This is a genomic window from Pseudothioclava alba (assembly GCF_033100795.1).
Lineage (GTDB): Bacteria > Pseudomonadota > Alphaproteobacteria > Rhodobacterales > Rhodobacteraceae > Pseudothioclava.
Genome location: NZ_JAWLVI010000005.1, coordinates 170,365 through 183,933 on the forward strand (window position 1 = coordinate 170,365; position 13,569 = coordinate 183,933).

Genomic DNA, 13,569 nt, shown 5'->3' on the forward strand with positions numbered 1-13,569 from the left:
AACCCTATGCGTTATATCTCGACCCGGGGGGCGGCCCCCGTCCTGACCTTTGCCGAAGCGATGATGACGGGGCTTGCCCGTGACGGCGGGCTTTATGTCCCAGAGACCGTTCCGCAGTTCACCGCCGAAGAAATCGCGGCGCTTGCGGGCCAGCCCTACGAAGAGGTGGCCTTCCGCGTGATGAAGCCGTTTTGCGGCGACAGCTTTACCGACGCCGAGCTGAAAGGCGCGATCTCGCGCGCCTATGCGGGCTTTGGCCATGCCGCCCGGGCGCCGATGGTGCAACTGGCGCCCAATCACTTCCTGCTGGAGCTGTTCCACGGGCCGACCCTCGCGTTCAAAGACTTCGCAATGCAGGTGATTGGCCAGCTGTTCCAGATCGCGCTCGCGAAAGCGGACAAGCGGATCACCATCGTGGGCGCGACCTCGGGCGATACCGGTTCGGCCGCGATCGAGGCGTTCCGCGGTCTTGAGAATGTCGATGTGTTCATCCTCTTCCCGCATGGCCGCGTGTCCGAAGTGCAGCGCCGCCAGATGACGACGCCCGTCGAGGCCAACGTCCACGCGCTCGCGCTTGAGGGCGATTTCGACGACTGTCAGGGCAAGCTCAAGGATATGTTCAACCACTTCGAGTTCCGCGATGAGGTGGGGCTTGCCGGTGTGAACTCGATCAACTTTGCCCGCGTGCTTGCGCAGATCGTCTATTTCTTCGCCTCGGCTGTGGCACTTGGCGCGCCGCACCGCAAGGTGAGCTTCACCGTGCCGACCGGCAATTTCGGCGATATTTTCGCGGGCTTCCTTGCCAAGGAGATGGGGCTGCCGATCGAGCGCTTGGTGATTGCGACCAACCAGAACGACATTCTGGATCGCTGCATCAAGCAAGGCGCCTATGAAAAGAAAGGCGTCAAACCGTCGATCAGCCCGTCGATGGACATCGAGGTCAGCTCGAACTTTGAGCGCGCGCTGTTCTGGGCCTATGGCAAGGATGGGGCAGCGATTTCGGCGCTGATGACCGAGCTGAATGAAACCGGCCGCTTTACCGTGTCCGACAACGCGATGGGCGCGCTTTTGGCGCAATACGATTCCGGCATGATCGACGAAGAGGGCACGCTGGCCGTGATCTCTCGCACGCTGAAGGACAGCGCGGAACTGCTGTGCCCGCATTCGGCGGTAGGTGTCGGTGTGGCCGAGGCCGCGCTGGCCAAGGCGCCCGAGGTGCCGATGATCACGCTGGCCACCGCGCATCCGGCCAAGTTCCCCGATGCGGTCGAGAAAGCCTCTGGTATCCGCCCGCCCTTGCCGCCGCGCATGGCCGATCTGTTCGAGCGCGACGAGCGTGTGACCCGTGTGCCGAACGACCTTGCCGCGCTTGAGGCGCTGATCCAGGAGCGCCGCCGCAAGTGATCGAAGTTACGGAACTGTCGAACGGCCTGCGCGTCGTGACCGAGCTGATGCCGGGGATCGCCTCGGCAACCGTGGGGATTTGGGTCGAGGCAGGCGGGCGTGACGAGCGGGCCGAGCAGAACGGCATCGCCCATTTCCTTGAGCATATGGCCTTCAAGGGAACCAAAACGCGCAGCGCGCTGCAGATCGCGGAATCGATCGAGGATGTGGGCGGCTATATCAACGCCTATACCTCGCGCGAGGTGACGGCCTATTACGCGCGGGTTCTTGAGGACCATGTGCCGCTGGCGCTGGATGTGATTTCGGATATCGTGCTGAACCCCGTGTTCGACCCGCGCGAGATCGAGGTCGAGCGCCATGTGATCTTGCAAGAAATCGGGCAATCCCTTGATACGCCCGACGATGTGATTTTCGACTGGCTGCAAGAGGCGGCCTATCCCGATCAGGCGATGGGCCGCACCATTCTGGGTCCGGCTGAGCGGGTGTCCTCTTTCACACGCGTTGATCTGTCGGGGTTTGTGGCTGAACATTACGGACCGAACCGGATGATCCTGTCGGCGGCGGGCGCGGTGGATCACGCCGCTATCGTCAAGCAGGCCGAGCAGGTTTTCGGGCATTTGTTGCCCGTGGTCGCGCCCGCACCGCAGCCCTCGATCTGGATGGGCAACGAGCGGCGCGAGGTGAAAACTCTTGAGCAGGCGCATTTCGCGCTTGGCATCGAGGGGCCGAATTACCGCGATGACGATCTGTTCACCGCGCAGGTCTATACCAGCGCGCTTGGCGGTGGCATGTCCTCGCGGCTGTTCCAGAAAATCCGTGAAGAGCGGGGGCTGTGCTACACGATTTTTGCGCAGGCCTCGGCCTATGCGGATACGGGGATGATCACCGTTTACGCGGGCACTTCGGGCGACGAGATCGCCGAGCTGAGCCATCTGACCATCGACGAGCTGAAACGCTCTGCCGATGACATGAGCGAGGCCGAGGTCGAGCGCGCCCGTGTGCAGATGAAGGCCGGTATGCTGATGGGGCTGGAAAGCGCCTCCTCGCGGGCTGAACGCATGGCGCGTAACCTTGCCGTCTGGGGCCGTGTGCCCGGGATCGAGGAAACCGCCGAGAAGATTGATGCGGTGACGCTGGACAAAGTGCGCGATTTCGCGGGCCGTCTGGCGGGGCAGGGGCAATCGGCGCTGGCGCTTTACGGTCCGGTCTCCAAGGCGCCCGATCTGGCGGATCTGCGCCGGAGGCTGGCCGCCTGATGCTGACCCGCCGCCGGAAGCCGAAGATCGAGACAGAGCGTATGACGCTGCGCCTGCCCACGCATTCGGATTACGGCGATTGGGCGCGCTTGCGCGAGGAAAGCCGCGAGTTTCTGATGCCGTGGGAGCCTGCGTGGTCCTCGGATCACCTTGGCCGCAAGGCGTTCACCAACCGCGTCTATTGGGCGTCGCGCGCCGAAGGGGCGGGAACGGCGGTGCCGTTTTTCCTGATCCGGCGGACGGACGCGCACGTTCTGGGGGCGATCACGCTGGATAATATCCGGCGCGGGCCGGCGCAGGCGGGGACGCTTGGCTATTGGGTGGGCCAGCGATACGCGCGGCAGGGCTATATGCGCGAGGCGCTGGATGCGGTTGTGCATTACGCCTTTAAAGTGCTGGATCTAAGCCGCCTTGAGGCCGCCTGCCTGCCGGAAAACGCCGCCTCGCGCGGGGTGCTGGAAAAGGCGGGTTTCAAATACGAGGGCGTCGCGCAAAGCTACCTGCAAATCAACGGGCGTTGGCGCAACCATGTGCTCTACGCCAATCTGCGCTATGATCGGCGTGGCCGGACGGATGTCGGCTAGGGCCAGAACTATTGGGAAATCGCGATGCTGAACGCCGCTGATGTCACCTTTGCCGAAACCCTGACCAATGCGATGCCGGACCTGTCTGTCGGTCCGGCCGAGCCGCGCTACCTGGAGGAGCCGCGCGGGCGCTTTAGGGGGCAGGGTGGTTTGCTGGTGCGCCCCGCCTCGACCGATCAGGTCGCGGGTGTTTTGCGGCTGTGCAATGCGGCCTCGGTCGGCGTGGTTCCTTATGGCGGCGGGACGGGGCTTGTCGGTGGGCAGGTGATCGAGGATGGCCCCGCGCCGGTTATCCTCTCGCTGGAAAAGATGACGGCGGTTCGGTCCATCGACCCGCATGTGATGGTGGTCGAGGCAGGGGCGACCTTGGCCGATGTGCAGGCCGCTGCCGAGGGGGTGGATCGGCTGTTCCCGCTGACCATCGCCAGCCAGGGGAGCGCGCGGATTGGCGGCTGTCTGGCGACCAACGCGGGCGGAGTGAACGTGCTGCGCTATGGCAATGCGCGCGAGCTGTGCCTTGGTGTCGAGGCGGTGCTGGCCGATGGCACAGTGATCTCGGGGCTGAAACGGCTGCGCAAGGATAACACCGGCTATGACATCAAGGATCTGCTGATTGGCGCCGAGGGGACGCTTGGTGTGATTACGGCAGCCAGCCTGCGCCTGTTCCCGCGCCCTGCCGCGATTGGCACGGCGATGATGGTGGTGCCAGACCCGCAAGCGGCGCTTGACCTGCTGGCGTTGGCCGAGGCGCGGATGCCCGGTTGTGTGTCCGCGTTCGAATTGATCGCGCGGCAGGGACTGGCGTTTTTGGAGGCTGTGGGTCCAGCCGTGCAGCAGCCCTTTGCGCCCTTGCCCGCGTGGATGGTGCTGATCGAGATCGGCCTGCCTGTGGGGCTGAACCCCGAGCAATGCCTGACAGATCTGTTCGAGGCGGCAGGCGCGCTGGTGCAGGACGGGGTGATCGCGCAATCGCTGGCACAGCGCGCGCAGATGTGGGCTTTGCGCGAGTCGATCCCCGAGGCGAACAAGCGGATCGGCTCGATTTCCAGCCACGACATTTCGGTGCCGCTGGAGTGCCTGCCCGCCTTTATCGACGAAGGCTACCGTCGCTTGGCCGCGTTGGGCGATATGCGGGTCAACTGCTTTGGCCATGTGGGCGACGGCAACCTGCATTACAACGCCTTCCCCGCTGAGGGGCGCGAGCGGGCCGCCTATGAGCCGATCCGCGAAGAGATCAAGTCAACCATCCACGAGCTGGTGCATGAGATGGGCGGCTCGGTCTCGGCCGAACATGGGGTCGGGCGGCTGAAGGTGGGCGATCTGGAGCGTTTTGGCGATGCAGGCAAGATGGACGCGATGCGCGCGATCAAGGCGGCGCTGGACCCGAAGGGCATCATGAACCCCGGCGCGGTGCTGCGCTAACCCAAAGCGCCCCGCCGGAGACCGGAGGGGCGCTGGATGAGGTTCACGTGTTTGCAAGCAGCCGAACCATCAACGCCACAACCCTAGCGCGATTCGTCTTGCGATTGTCTTAACAGCGGTCCGTCAAAGCCCCTCGAATTCGCACAGAACGCTGACATTCATCCCGAGGCTTTCCAGCAGCTTGCGCCCGCCAAGCTCGGGCAGGTCGACGATGAAGGAACAGCCGACGATTTCGCCGCCCAGTTTCTCGACCAGTTTGATCCCCGCCTCGCAGGTGCCGCCCGTCGCCAGAAGGTCATCCACGATCAGCACCTTCTCGCCCGGTGCGATCGCGTCTTCGTGCATCTCCATCACGGCCTCGCCATACTCCAGCGTATAGGCTTGGCTGATGGTTTGACCCGGCAGTTTGCCCTTCTTGCGGATCGGGACAAAGCCTTTCGAAAGCTGATGCGCAATCGCCCCGCCAAGGATAAAGCCGCGTGCCTCCAGTCCGACGATCTTGTCGATCTGCTGACCGGCCCAAGGGTGTAACATCTGGTCAACCGCCATGCGAAACCCGCGCGGGTCGGCAAAAAGCGTGGTCACATCGCGAAACAGGATGCCCTCGTGCGGGAAGTCGGCGATGGTGCGGATATAGTCTTTGACGGATTTCATCGGTCAGGCTCCGAGGCTGTTAGGGGCGCGTCGCGGCGCGTTATCGGGTAGGGGAGGCGCGCAGGCAAGGGCTTGCTTAAAAGACCCGCCCCATGATCGGCGCGAGTTTCGCCTTCATCGCGGGATCGCGCTTGTCCGGCGCGGTCATGATCGCACTGTCCAGTGCGTTGCCGCAGCCGCAGGGACAGGTCTGCGCGGGGCTATTCAGAAGGGCAGGAAGGGCTGCGATCAGTTCGCGCGCCTTGCCCGCATTGGCGATGGCGACCTGCACGACCTGGGCCACATCAACCGCGTCATGGTCGGGGTGCCAGCAATCGTAATCGGTAATCATCGCGACGCAGGCGTAGCGCAGTTCTGCCTCGCGGGCGAGTTTGGCTTCGGGCATTCCGGTCATGCCGATCACATCCGCGCCCCAGCTTCGATACAGCCGGCTTTCCGCAAGTGTCGAGAATTGCGGCCCCTCCATCGCGATATAGGTGCCGCCGATGTGGGTTTTGACGCCGGTCGCCTGCGCGGCCTTCGCACAGGCATCGGACAGCGCCGCGCAGGTCGGATGCGCGAAGGGCACATGCCCCACAAGCCCCGGCCCGAAAAAGGTTTTCTCGCGGGCAAAGGTCCGGTCGATATACTGATCGACGATCAGGAAATCCCCAGGAGCATAGGCTTCTTTCAGCGATCCGACCGCCGAAACCGCGACCAGATCGGTGACGCCAAGCGCCTTCATCGCGAATATGTTTGCGCGGTAGGGAACGGTCGAGGGCGTGTGCACATGGCCGCGCCCGTGACGCGGCAGGAAGGCCATTTTCACGCCGTTCAGGCTGCCGGTCAGAATCTGGTCCGAGGGCGCGCCGAACGGAGTTTCGACATCGGTCCATTCAGCTCCCTCAAGCCCGTCGATCTGATAGACCCCCGAGCCGCCGATCACGCCGATCATCCGTTCCATTGCACCCTCCGTTATACATCTGTCGGGGCAGAGCCTAGCCCTGTGCTCTCCGAGTGAAAAGGGGGATTGGGTCGGTCGATCCTCTGGGCTATCACTTGGGTCTCTGGCCTTGGGAGGGCGGGCGGCTTCATGGATAAATCGCAAGAAAACCTGCGCGGCTCGGCGCTGATGGTGGCGGCGATGGCGCTGTTCGCGCTGGAGGATATGTTCATCAAACGCGCCGCGCAAACCCTGCCGGTGGGCGAGGTGCTGATACTCTTCGGGCTTGGCGGGATGATCGGGTTTTCCCTTCTTGCAGCGTCGCGCGGGCAGCGGTTGGTGCATCCCGCGATGGTGTCGCGCGCCTTGATTATCAAGGCGCTGATGGAGGTGATCGGGCGGCTTGGTTATACGCTGGGTATCGCGCTGACGCCCCTGAGCAATGCCTCTGCCATCTTGCAGGCGACGCCTTTGGTGGTTGTCGCAGGGGCCGCCGTCATCTTTGGCGAAAAGGTCGGGATGCGGCGTTGGATGGCAATCGGAGTTGGTTTTCTGGGCGTTTTGGTGATCTTGCAGCCGGGCGCCGAGGGGTTTGTGCCGGCGGCCCTTTGGACGGTTCTGGGCATGTTCGGCTTTGCCGGACGCGATCTGGCGACGCGCGCAGCGCCGCGGGTTCTGTCGAATTTCCAGCTTGGTCTGCACGGGTTTACCGCACTGATCCCCACGGGCGCGATTATCCTTGCCAGCACCGGAGGCGCGATTGTGCCACCCCTGCCTGCGCTCGCCTCTGTGGGTGCGGCCACGGTGTTCGGGGTTTGCGCCTATTGGTGGCTGACCTCTGCGATGCGGATGGGCGAGGTCTCGGTCGTGACGCCTTTCCGCTATACGCGGCTGTTGTTTGGCGTGGCGCTAGGGGTGATCGTCTTTGGCGAAGGGCTTGGCCCCGCAACCCTGATGGGGGCCGCGCTGATCCTTGCGTCGGGGCTATATACGCTTGTGCGCGGGCGGCGTGTCAGCCGCCCGGCGGACGGGTCAGCTCGAACGTCTCGGTGATCGTGGCATAGTCGCGATAGCCTAGCCGGGTCAGCCGGTCGGGGGGGCAATAGCGGCCATCCTTCAGGCAATTTTCGCGGATATGAACGCCGACGACCTCTCCGTGCACCAGAAAATTGGCCTCCCCCAGAAGCGGGATGACCTGCACAAGGCGGCATTCCAGCGTTGCAGGTGCCAGCGCCACGCGCGGTGCGTCGATCACCCGACATTCCGCCTTGTCGATGCCTGCATGTGAAAACTCGTCCTCCCCCGCCGCCAGCGGGGCCGATGTCGCATTCATCCGCTCCAGCATCGCGCGTTCGACCATATTGATCGAAAAGACACCGCTTTCGCGGATTTGCGACAGACTGTCCTTGGTGCCTTCGCGGTCAGGCTTGGCCGAGGTCGAGGCAAAAATCACCTGCGGCGGCACATAGGCGACCGCGTTGAAGAACGAATAGGGCGCCAGATTGTCGCCCAAGGTGCCGCGTGTCCCGATCCACGCAATCGGGCGCGGGGCGACAATCGCGTTGAACGGATTATGCGGCAGGCCGTGGCCAAGGGTGGGCTCGTAGAACATGGGATGCTCCATCCGTGTTTGAACCCGAGCCTATCGCGTGCTAGGCGCGTGATGAAGGGGAATCGGGGGCTAGATGTATCAGCTCGAGGAAGAAACAGACGCCGATTGGTGGGAGGTCGAGGCACTCTACGACCTTTGCTTCGCGCCGGGCCGGACGGCCTTGTCGTCCTATCGCCTGCGCGATGGTGTTTCTCCTGTGCGGCCCCTGTGTCTGACGCTGCGCGAAGACGGGATACTGGCGGCGGTGATCCGCTACTGGCCGGTGTTGGTTGGCGGGCAGCGGGTGCTGTTGCTGGGGCCGGTTGCGGTCCACCCGACGCGGCAGGGCGAGGGGCTTGGTGCGCTCCTGATGCACGAAAGCCTTGCCGAGGCACGCCGCCTTGGCTGGGAGCGCGTGCTTTTGGTGGGCGACGAACCCTATTACCGGCGCTTCGGGTTCTCGAAACTTGACGAGGTCGAGATGCCGCCCCCCACCAACCCGGACCGGGTTCTGGGGCTGGAACTTAGCGCGGGTGCATGGGATGGCGTGACCGGCAAGGTTGAAAAAGCGCCCGCCTGATCTGGTGGAACCTGCGCGCCGCCCCCATATCAAAGCGGCAAAGGGGGCGACTATGGCAGAGATACTGGAACCCGTCAGGGATAGGGCGACACTGGCCACGCTGGATGCGCTGGCGCTGCGGCACCGCGCGGCCTCGGGCGTGGGGATGCAGATCCTCGCTTATGTCGGCGGTTCGGCCGAGAGCCTTTTGGGCAAGCTCCCCACCCCTGTTCGTGGCGGGCTGGAAGAAGCAACGGCACGCGCCCTTGAGATGGCTTTCGGAGCGGCAGAACGTTCGCGCGGGGTGGTGGATGACCGCCCCGACTGGATGAACCGCGCGCTGGCCACGGCGATGGGTGCGGCGGGTGGTTTTGGCGGTCTGCCCGGCGCTTTGGCCGAATTGCCGCTGACGGTCACGGTTTTGATGCGCGCGATTCAGGGGATTGCTGCGGAGTATGGCTTTGACCCCGCCTCGGACGAGGCGCGCCTGGAGGTGCTGCGTGTCTTTGCCTCGGCGGGGCCGCTTGAGCAGGACGACGGCACCGATATGGCCTTTATGACGGCGCGCGTGACGATCACGGGGGCCAGCCTGCACGGGCTGATTTCCAAGGTCGCGCCGAAGCTGGCCACTGTGTTGGGGCAGAAGCTGGCAGCGCAGGCTGCGCCCGTTCTGGGGGCGGTTGCGGGGGCGGCGGTAAACTACGCCTTCACCGGCTATTATCAGGAAATCGCGCATGTCCACTTTGGCCTGAAGCGGCTTGTGCAGGACAGTGGCGCGGATGAAGGTCTGCTGCGCGAAGAGCTGCGCGCGCGGATCGAGGCGGTTTCTGGCCGTCAGAGGCCCGCCAAGTAGCGCGTCACGGTTTCGCGCAGATTGGCGATGCCTTTGGCGCGGGCTGCGTCGATCTCGGCGCGCAGGTCCACCAGATTGGCGCGCAAGATCAGGTGCTTGACGGGTCCAATCGAGGCAGGCCGCATCGACAGTTTACGGATGCCGAGGGCTGCGAATGTCAGCGCCTCGATCGGGCGGCCCGCATCCTCGCCGCAGAAACTCAGCGGGGTGTTGCCCGCCTCGCAGCGGCGGATCACATGCTCGAGGAAGGTCAGGAAGGCATCGTCGAGCGTATCATAGCGGCGGCGCACCCGCTCGTTCTCGCGGTCGGCGGCAAAGAAGAACTGCTTGAGGTCATTCCCGCCGATCGAGATGAAATCACACGCCTCGAAGAACCGATCGGGCGCATAGGCGAGCGAGGGGGTCTCGAGCATCGCGCCGACAGACAGGGTTTCGGGCACGGTGCGGCCAAGAGCGGCCTCGCGGTCGCGCTGGCGGAACAGCTCGTCGCGGGCGGCGTAGAACTCGGACTCGGTTGCGACAAAGGGGAACATGACCGACAAGGGGCGCCCGTTTGCCGCGCGCAGCAACGCCTGCAACTGCATCTGCAAGACACCGCGCTTATCAAGGCCCACACGCACCGCGCGCCAGCCCATCGCGGGGTTCGGCTCGTCTTGCGGTTTCATATAGGGCAGCACCTTGTCCGAACCGATGTCGAGCGTGCGGAAATGCAACCGCTTGCCATGGGCCGCATCCATCACACGGGCGTAAATCGCCGCCAGCTCATCGCGGCGCGGCACGCGGGTGCGGGTCAGGAATTGCAGCTCGGTGCGGAACAACCCCACCCCGTCCGCACCCGAACTTTCCAGCGACGGCAGGTCGGCCATCAGCCCCGCATTCATCAACAGGCGGATTTCCTGCCCGCTTTTGTCGATCGCTGGTTTGTCGCGCAGGTCGGCATAGCGTTTTTGCGCCTCGGCCTGCATCGCGATCTTGTCGCGGAAGGCTTTGGCGACGCTCTCCTCGGGGCGCAGGTGCACGACCCCCTGATCGCCATCAACAAGGATCTGGTCGCCGTTCAGCGCCTCGGTCGTTATGCGGCTGGCGTGGATGACCAGCGGGATCGACAGTGCGCGCGCGACAATCGCCGCATGGCTGCCGACCGAGCCTTCCTCAAGCACGACACCCGCCAGCTTGCGCCCGTATTCCAGCAGTTCCGCCGGGCCGATGTTGCGCGCGATTAGCACGGGGTTCGCGGGCAGCTCCGCGCCCGTATCCGAGCCTTGGCCCGTCAGGATACGCAGCAGGCGGTTCGACAGATCGTCCAGATCGTTCAGCCGTTCACGCAGATAGGCGTCGCCCGATTGCTCCAGCCGCGCGCGGGCGGTGGATTGTTCTTTCTCGACCGAGGCCTCGGCGGACAGGCCAAGCCCGATGTCCTCGGACATCCGGCGCATCCAGCCGCGCGAATTGGCGAGCATCCGGTAGGTTTCCAGAACCGAGCGGTGCTCCTTGTCCATCGTCGCGGAATTGGCGAGCATCTCGTCGATCTGGGCACGCAGCGCCTCGATCGCGCGCTCCAGCCGGTGCCGCTCGGTCTCGGGGTCGTCACCAACGGGGTTGGTCACGACGACGCGCGGCTCGTGCAGCCAGACATGGCCCTCGGCGGCGCCTTCCTGCCCCGTCGCGCCCTTGAACATCACGGGGAAACGGTGCGCCGCGCCGATGCCATCATCATTGCCGACAAAGGCGCCCAGTTCCGTCATCTCGGCGATCACCATCGCGACGACTTCAAGGCCGTAAACCTCGTCCTCCGAGAACTCGCGCGCCTCTTTCGACTGCACGACCAGAACGCCCAGCTTTTCGCCAACCCGCTGGATCGGCACGCCAAGGAAGGATGAGTAAATTTCTTCCCCGGTTTCAGGCATATAGCGGAAGCCGGGGGCCGAGGGCGCATCGCCCGTGTTGATGGATTTGCCGGTGCGCGCGACGCGACCGACCAGACCTTCGCCAAGGCGCATACGGGTCTGGTGAACAGATTCGGGCTTTAGCCCCTCGGTCGCGCAAAGTTCCAGCGTCTCGGGGTCGCGGAACAGGTAGATCGAGCACACCTGCGTGCGCATCGAATCCGCGATGAGATGGGTGATATGGTCCAGGCGGTCTTGCGCGCCGCCCGGCGTCGCCAGCGTATCGCGCAGGCGCCGCAGCAGGCTACGACTGTCGCTTTCGCTGCGGTCCATCATCGCGTCGGTTCTGCCCCCGTTTGGGGAGGCCCGAAATCCTCAGGCCTCTTGTTCCAGTTCGAACGCATCATGGAGGGCTTGGACCGCCAGTTCCATATATTTCCGATCAATCAGCACCGAAATTTTGATCTCGGAGGTCGAAATCACCTTGATGTTGATATTTTCGGCGGAAAGCGCATCAAACATCTTGGCGGCAACGCCCGCGTGCGAACGCATGCCGATACCGACGACCGAAACCTTGGCGACATCGGTGTCGATGATCAGCTCATCATAGCGGATCTTGCCGGCGGCCTTGGCCTCTTCCATCGCTTTCTGGGCGCGGGCGACCTGATTGATCGGGCAAGAGAAGGTCATATCGGTCACCGCACCGGAGTGGGCTTCGTCATAGTCCTTTTCCGAGATGTTCTGAACGATCATATCGACGTTCACGCCCGCATCCGAGAGCGGCCCGAAGATCGAGGAAGCAACGCCGGGGCGGTCCTCGATGGTGAAAAGCGTGATCTTGGCTTCATCGCGCGAGTAAGCCACGCCGGAGACGACTTTCGATTCCATGATTTCTTCCTCGCCGCAGACCAAAGTTCCAGAGGTTTCATCGGTGTCCTCGAACGAGGACAGCACCCGCAGGCGCACATTATAACGCATTGCCAGCTCGACCGAACGGGTCTGGAGCACTTTCGCCCCAAGGCTGGCCAGTTCGAGCATTTCCTCGAAGGCGATCTTGTCAAGCTTGCGCGCCTTGCTGGAAAGGCGCGGATCGGTCGTGTAGACGCCGTCCACGTCGGTGTAGATGTCGCACCGCTCGGCGCCAAAGGCGGCGGCAAAGGCAACAGCGGTGGTATCAGAACCGCCGCGACCCAGCGTTGTGATGCGCCCGTCTTCGGCAACACCCTGGAAGCCCGCCACAACGGCGACCTTCATGCCTTCGGCAAATTTCGTGTTCAGGTTCTCGCACGGGATGTCGACAAAGCGCGCGGCCGAGTGCTGCGCGGTCGTCTTGATCGGCACCTGCCAGCCCTGCCAGCTACGCGCCGGCACGCCCATCTCTTGCAAGCGCAGCGCCATCAGGCCAGCGGTCACGTTTTCGCCCGACGAGACGACCGCGTCATATTCGCGGGCATCATACAGCGCCGAGGTGGTTTCGACCCAGCCGACAAGCTCGTTCGTCTTGCCCGACATGGCCGAGACGATCACGATGACATCATAGCCGCGTTCGACCTCGCGTTGGACCTTCTCGGCCGCATTTGCGATGCGGTCGAGGTCGGCAACCGAGGTGCCCCCGAATTTCATGACTAGAAGCGGCATTGGCCCCCCCTGAACTGACCGGGCGTCAAGGCCCGAAGATTGAATCGTGTGCGTGTTATCGTTCGCAGGGGGTTCGCGCAAGGGGAGATGGGGCTTAGCCCGCTGCGCAGGCAAGGGAAAATGCACCCTTGGCGGTTGTCAGGGGCGTGCTCGGGGCGTATGCGATCCTGAACCGATTAAAATGGGAGGCCACGATGGCCCTGATCGACGACCTGATGGCCCGCGCTGGCGGGGTATGTGAATTCTGCGGCTCGAACGACGGGCTTGCGGTGGCCGAGCTTTCGGGAACCGACGAGTCGGTGCTGCTGTGCGAAACCTGCCGTTCGGAGGATGCTCCCGAGGCCCATTGGCGTTGCCTTGAGGGCGCGGCATGGTCGCCCGTGGCTGCCGTGCAGGCATTTGCCTGGCGCAAATTGGGTGAGGTCGAGGCCGACTGGGCCGCCGAAGCGCGCGACGCGATGATGATGGAACCCGAGGCCGAGGCGCTGGCCAAGGCGGGCGCGTCTGCGGGCGGCGATGTGATCCACCGCGATTCCAACGGCGCGGTGCTGGAAAACGGCGATACCGTCACCCTTATCAAAGACCTCCCGGTCAAGGGCGCGGGCTTTACCGCCAAGCGCGGCACGGCTGTTCGCGGGATCTCGCTTGTGGCGGACAATGCCGAGCATATCGAGGGCCGCGTCGAAGGTCAGCGCATCGTTATTCTGACGCAGTTCGTCAAGAAGCGCTGATCGCGCTTGACTTGCACCGGAAGCGGCGTAAATGGCGCAGCGCGGGCCTGATGGCGGCCCGTGCTTTTC

At 63.9% G+C, this 13,569-nt stretch carries 13 protein-coding genes; 8 read left to right on the forward strand and 5 right to left on the reverse strand.

Annotated features, from left to right (window positions below; genetic code table 11):
• Nucleotides 1-6: 6 nt before the first annotated feature.
• From thrC to RYZ20_RS12600, 4 genes are read left to right on the forward strand one after another with little or no spacing between them, the layout of a single operon-like run.
• A complete protein-coding gene (gene thrC / locus RYZ20_RS12585; protein ID WP_317674013.1) occupies nt 7-1,404 on the forward strand; it encodes a threonine synthase in 1,398 nt (465 codons plus the stop codon).
• Complete coding sequence (locus tag RYZ20_RS12590; protein WP_317674015.1) at nt 1,401-2,660, forward strand: M16 family metallopeptidase; 1,260 nt, start codon at nt 1,401-1,403, stop codon at nt 2,658-2,660. Before thrC ends, RYZ20_RS12590 begins: the two co-directional genes overlap by 4 nt.
• A complete protein-coding gene (locus RYZ20_RS12595) occupies nt 2,660-3,244 on the forward strand; it encodes a GNAT family N-acetyltransferase (protein WP_317674017.1) in 585 nt (194 codons plus the stop codon). The genes RYZ20_RS12590 and RYZ20_RS12595 overlap by 1 nt, the downstream gene beginning before the upstream one ends.
• A gap of 24 nt (nt 3,245-3,268) precedes the next feature.
• Nucleotides 3,269-4,666 carry an FAD-binding oxidoreductase gene (locus RYZ20_RS12600; RefSeq protein WP_317674019.1) on the forward strand — a complete coding sequence of 466 codons (1,398 nt, stop codon included), beginning with the start codon at nt 3,269-3,271 and terminating at the stop codon, nt 4,664-4,666.
• Between the two features lie 123 nt (nt 4,667-4,789).
• Here the strand turns inward: RYZ20_RS12600 and RYZ20_RS12605 are convergent, their stop codons facing one another.
• A complete protein-coding gene (locus tag RYZ20_RS12605; RefSeq protein ID WP_317674021.1) occupies nt 4,790-5,320 on the reverse strand; it encodes an adenine phosphoribosyltransferase in 531 nt (176 codons plus the stop codon).
• 76 nt (nt 5,321-5,396) lie between these two features.
• Nucleotides 5,397-6,263, reverse strand: coding sequence for an S-methyl-5'-thioadenosine phosphorylase (locus RYZ20_RS12610; protein WP_317674023.1), 867 nt, complete (start codon nt 6,261-6,263; stop codon nt 5,397-5,399).
• A gap of 129 nt (nt 6,264-6,392) precedes the next feature.
• Here RYZ20_RS12610 and RYZ20_RS12615 point away from each other — a divergent pair, with 129 nt between their 5' ends.
• Nucleotides 6,393-7,295, forward strand: a complete 903-nt coding sequence (locus tag RYZ20_RS12615; RefSeq protein WP_317674024.1) for a DMT family transporter — start codon at nt 6,393-6,395, stop codon at nt 7,293-7,295.
• Here the strand turns inward: RYZ20_RS12615 and RYZ20_RS12620 are convergent.
• Nucleotides 7,255-7,854, reverse strand: a complete 600-nt coding sequence (locus RYZ20_RS12620) for a flavin reductase family protein (RefSeq protein WP_317674026.1) — start codon at nt 7,852-7,854, stop codon at nt 7,255-7,257. The genes RYZ20_RS12615 and RYZ20_RS12620 overlap by 41 nt on opposite strands.
• 73 nt (nt 7,855-7,927) lie before the next feature.
• Here RYZ20_RS12620 and RYZ20_RS12625 point away from each other — a divergent pair, with 73 nt between their 5' ends.
• Together RYZ20_RS12625 and RYZ20_RS12630 are read left to right on the forward strand one after the other, a co-directional pair.
• Complete coding sequence (locus RYZ20_RS12625; protein WP_317674028.1) at nt 7,928-8,413, forward strand: GNAT family N-acetyltransferase; 486 nt, start codon at nt 7,928-7,930, stop codon at nt 8,411-8,413.
• 52 nt (nt 8,414-8,465) lie between these two features.
• A complete protein-coding gene (locus tag RYZ20_RS12630) occupies nt 8,466-9,245 on the forward strand; it encodes an EcsC family protein (protein WP_317674030.1) in 780 nt (259 codons plus the stop codon).
• On the opposite strand, the gene ptsP is transcribed toward RYZ20_RS12630, so the two are convergent.
• Both ptsP and RYZ20_RS12640 read right to left on the reverse strand, forming a co-directional pair.
• Nucleotides 9,227-11,467 carry a phosphoenolpyruvate--protein phosphotransferase gene (gene ptsP, locus RYZ20_RS12635; protein WP_317674032.1) on the reverse strand — a complete coding sequence of 747 codons (2,241 nt, stop codon included), beginning with the start codon at nt 11,465-11,467 and terminating at the stop codon, nt 9,227-9,229. The genes RYZ20_RS12630 and ptsP overlap by 19 nt on opposite strands.
• A gap of 39 nt (nt 11,468-11,506) precedes the next feature.
• The gene (locus tag RYZ20_RS12640; RefSeq protein WP_317674034.1) at nt 11,507-12,769 is read right to left on the reverse strand and encodes an aspartate kinase; all 1,263 of its coding nucleotides are present in this window, start codon (nt 12,767-12,769) and stop codon (nt 11,507-11,509) included.
• A gap of 194 nt (nt 12,770-12,963) precedes the next feature.
• Here RYZ20_RS12640 and RYZ20_RS12645 point away from each other — a divergent pair, with 194 nt between their 5' ends.
• Nucleotides 12,964-13,500 (forward strand): PhnA domain-containing protein, encoded by a 537-nt coding sequence (locus tag RYZ20_RS12645; RefSeq protein WP_317674036.1) that lies wholly within the window; start codon nt 12,964-12,966, stop codon nt 13,498-13,500.
• Nucleotides 13,501-13,569 lie beyond the last annotated feature (69 nt).

Coding starts and splice junctions, on each gene's coding strand:
- thrC (WP_317674013.1), top strand. CDS start 7: ATGCGTTATATCTCGACCCGGGGGGCGGCCCCCGTCCTGACCTTTGCC.
- RYZ20_RS12595 (WP_317674017.1), top strand. CDS start 2,660: ATGCTGACCCGCCGCCGGAAGCCGAAGATCGAGACAGAGCGTATGACG.
- RYZ20_RS12600 (WP_317674019.1), top strand. CDS start 3,269: ATGCTGAACGCCGCTGATGTCACCTTTGCCGAAACCCTGACCAATGCG.
- RYZ20_RS12605 (WP_317674021.1), bottom strand. CDS start 5,320: ATGAAATCCGTCAAAGACTATATCCGCACCATCGCCGACTTCCCGCAC.
- RYZ20_RS12610 (WP_317674023.1), bottom strand. CDS start 6,263: ATGGAACGGATGATCGGCGTGATCGGCGGCTCGGGGGTCTATCAGATC.
- RYZ20_RS12615 (WP_317674024.1), top strand. CDS start 6,393: ATGGATAAATCGCAAGAAAACCTGCGCGGCTCGGCGCTGATGGTGGCG.
- RYZ20_RS12620 (WP_317674026.1), bottom strand. CDS start 7,854: ATGTTCTACGAGCCCACCCTTGGCCACGGCCTGCCGCATAATCCGTTC.
- RYZ20_RS12625 (WP_317674028.1), top strand. CDS start 7,928: ATGTATCAGCTCGAGGAAGAAACAGACGCCGATTGGTGGGAGGTCGAG.
- RYZ20_RS12630 (WP_317674030.1), top strand. CDS start 8,466: ATGGCAGAGATACTGGAACCCGTCAGGGATAGGGCGACACTGGCCACG.
- ptsP (WP_317674032.1), bottom strand. CDS start 11,467: ATGATGGACCGCAGCGAAAGCGACAGTCGTAGCCTGCTGCGGCGCCTG.
- RYZ20_RS12640 (WP_317674034.1), bottom strand. CDS start 12,769: ATGCCGCTTCTAGTCATGAAATTCGGGGGCACCTCGGTTGCCGACCTC.
- RYZ20_RS12645 (WP_317674036.1), top strand. CDS start 12,964: ATGGCCCTGATCGACGACCTGATGGCCCGCGCTGGCGGGGTATGTGAA.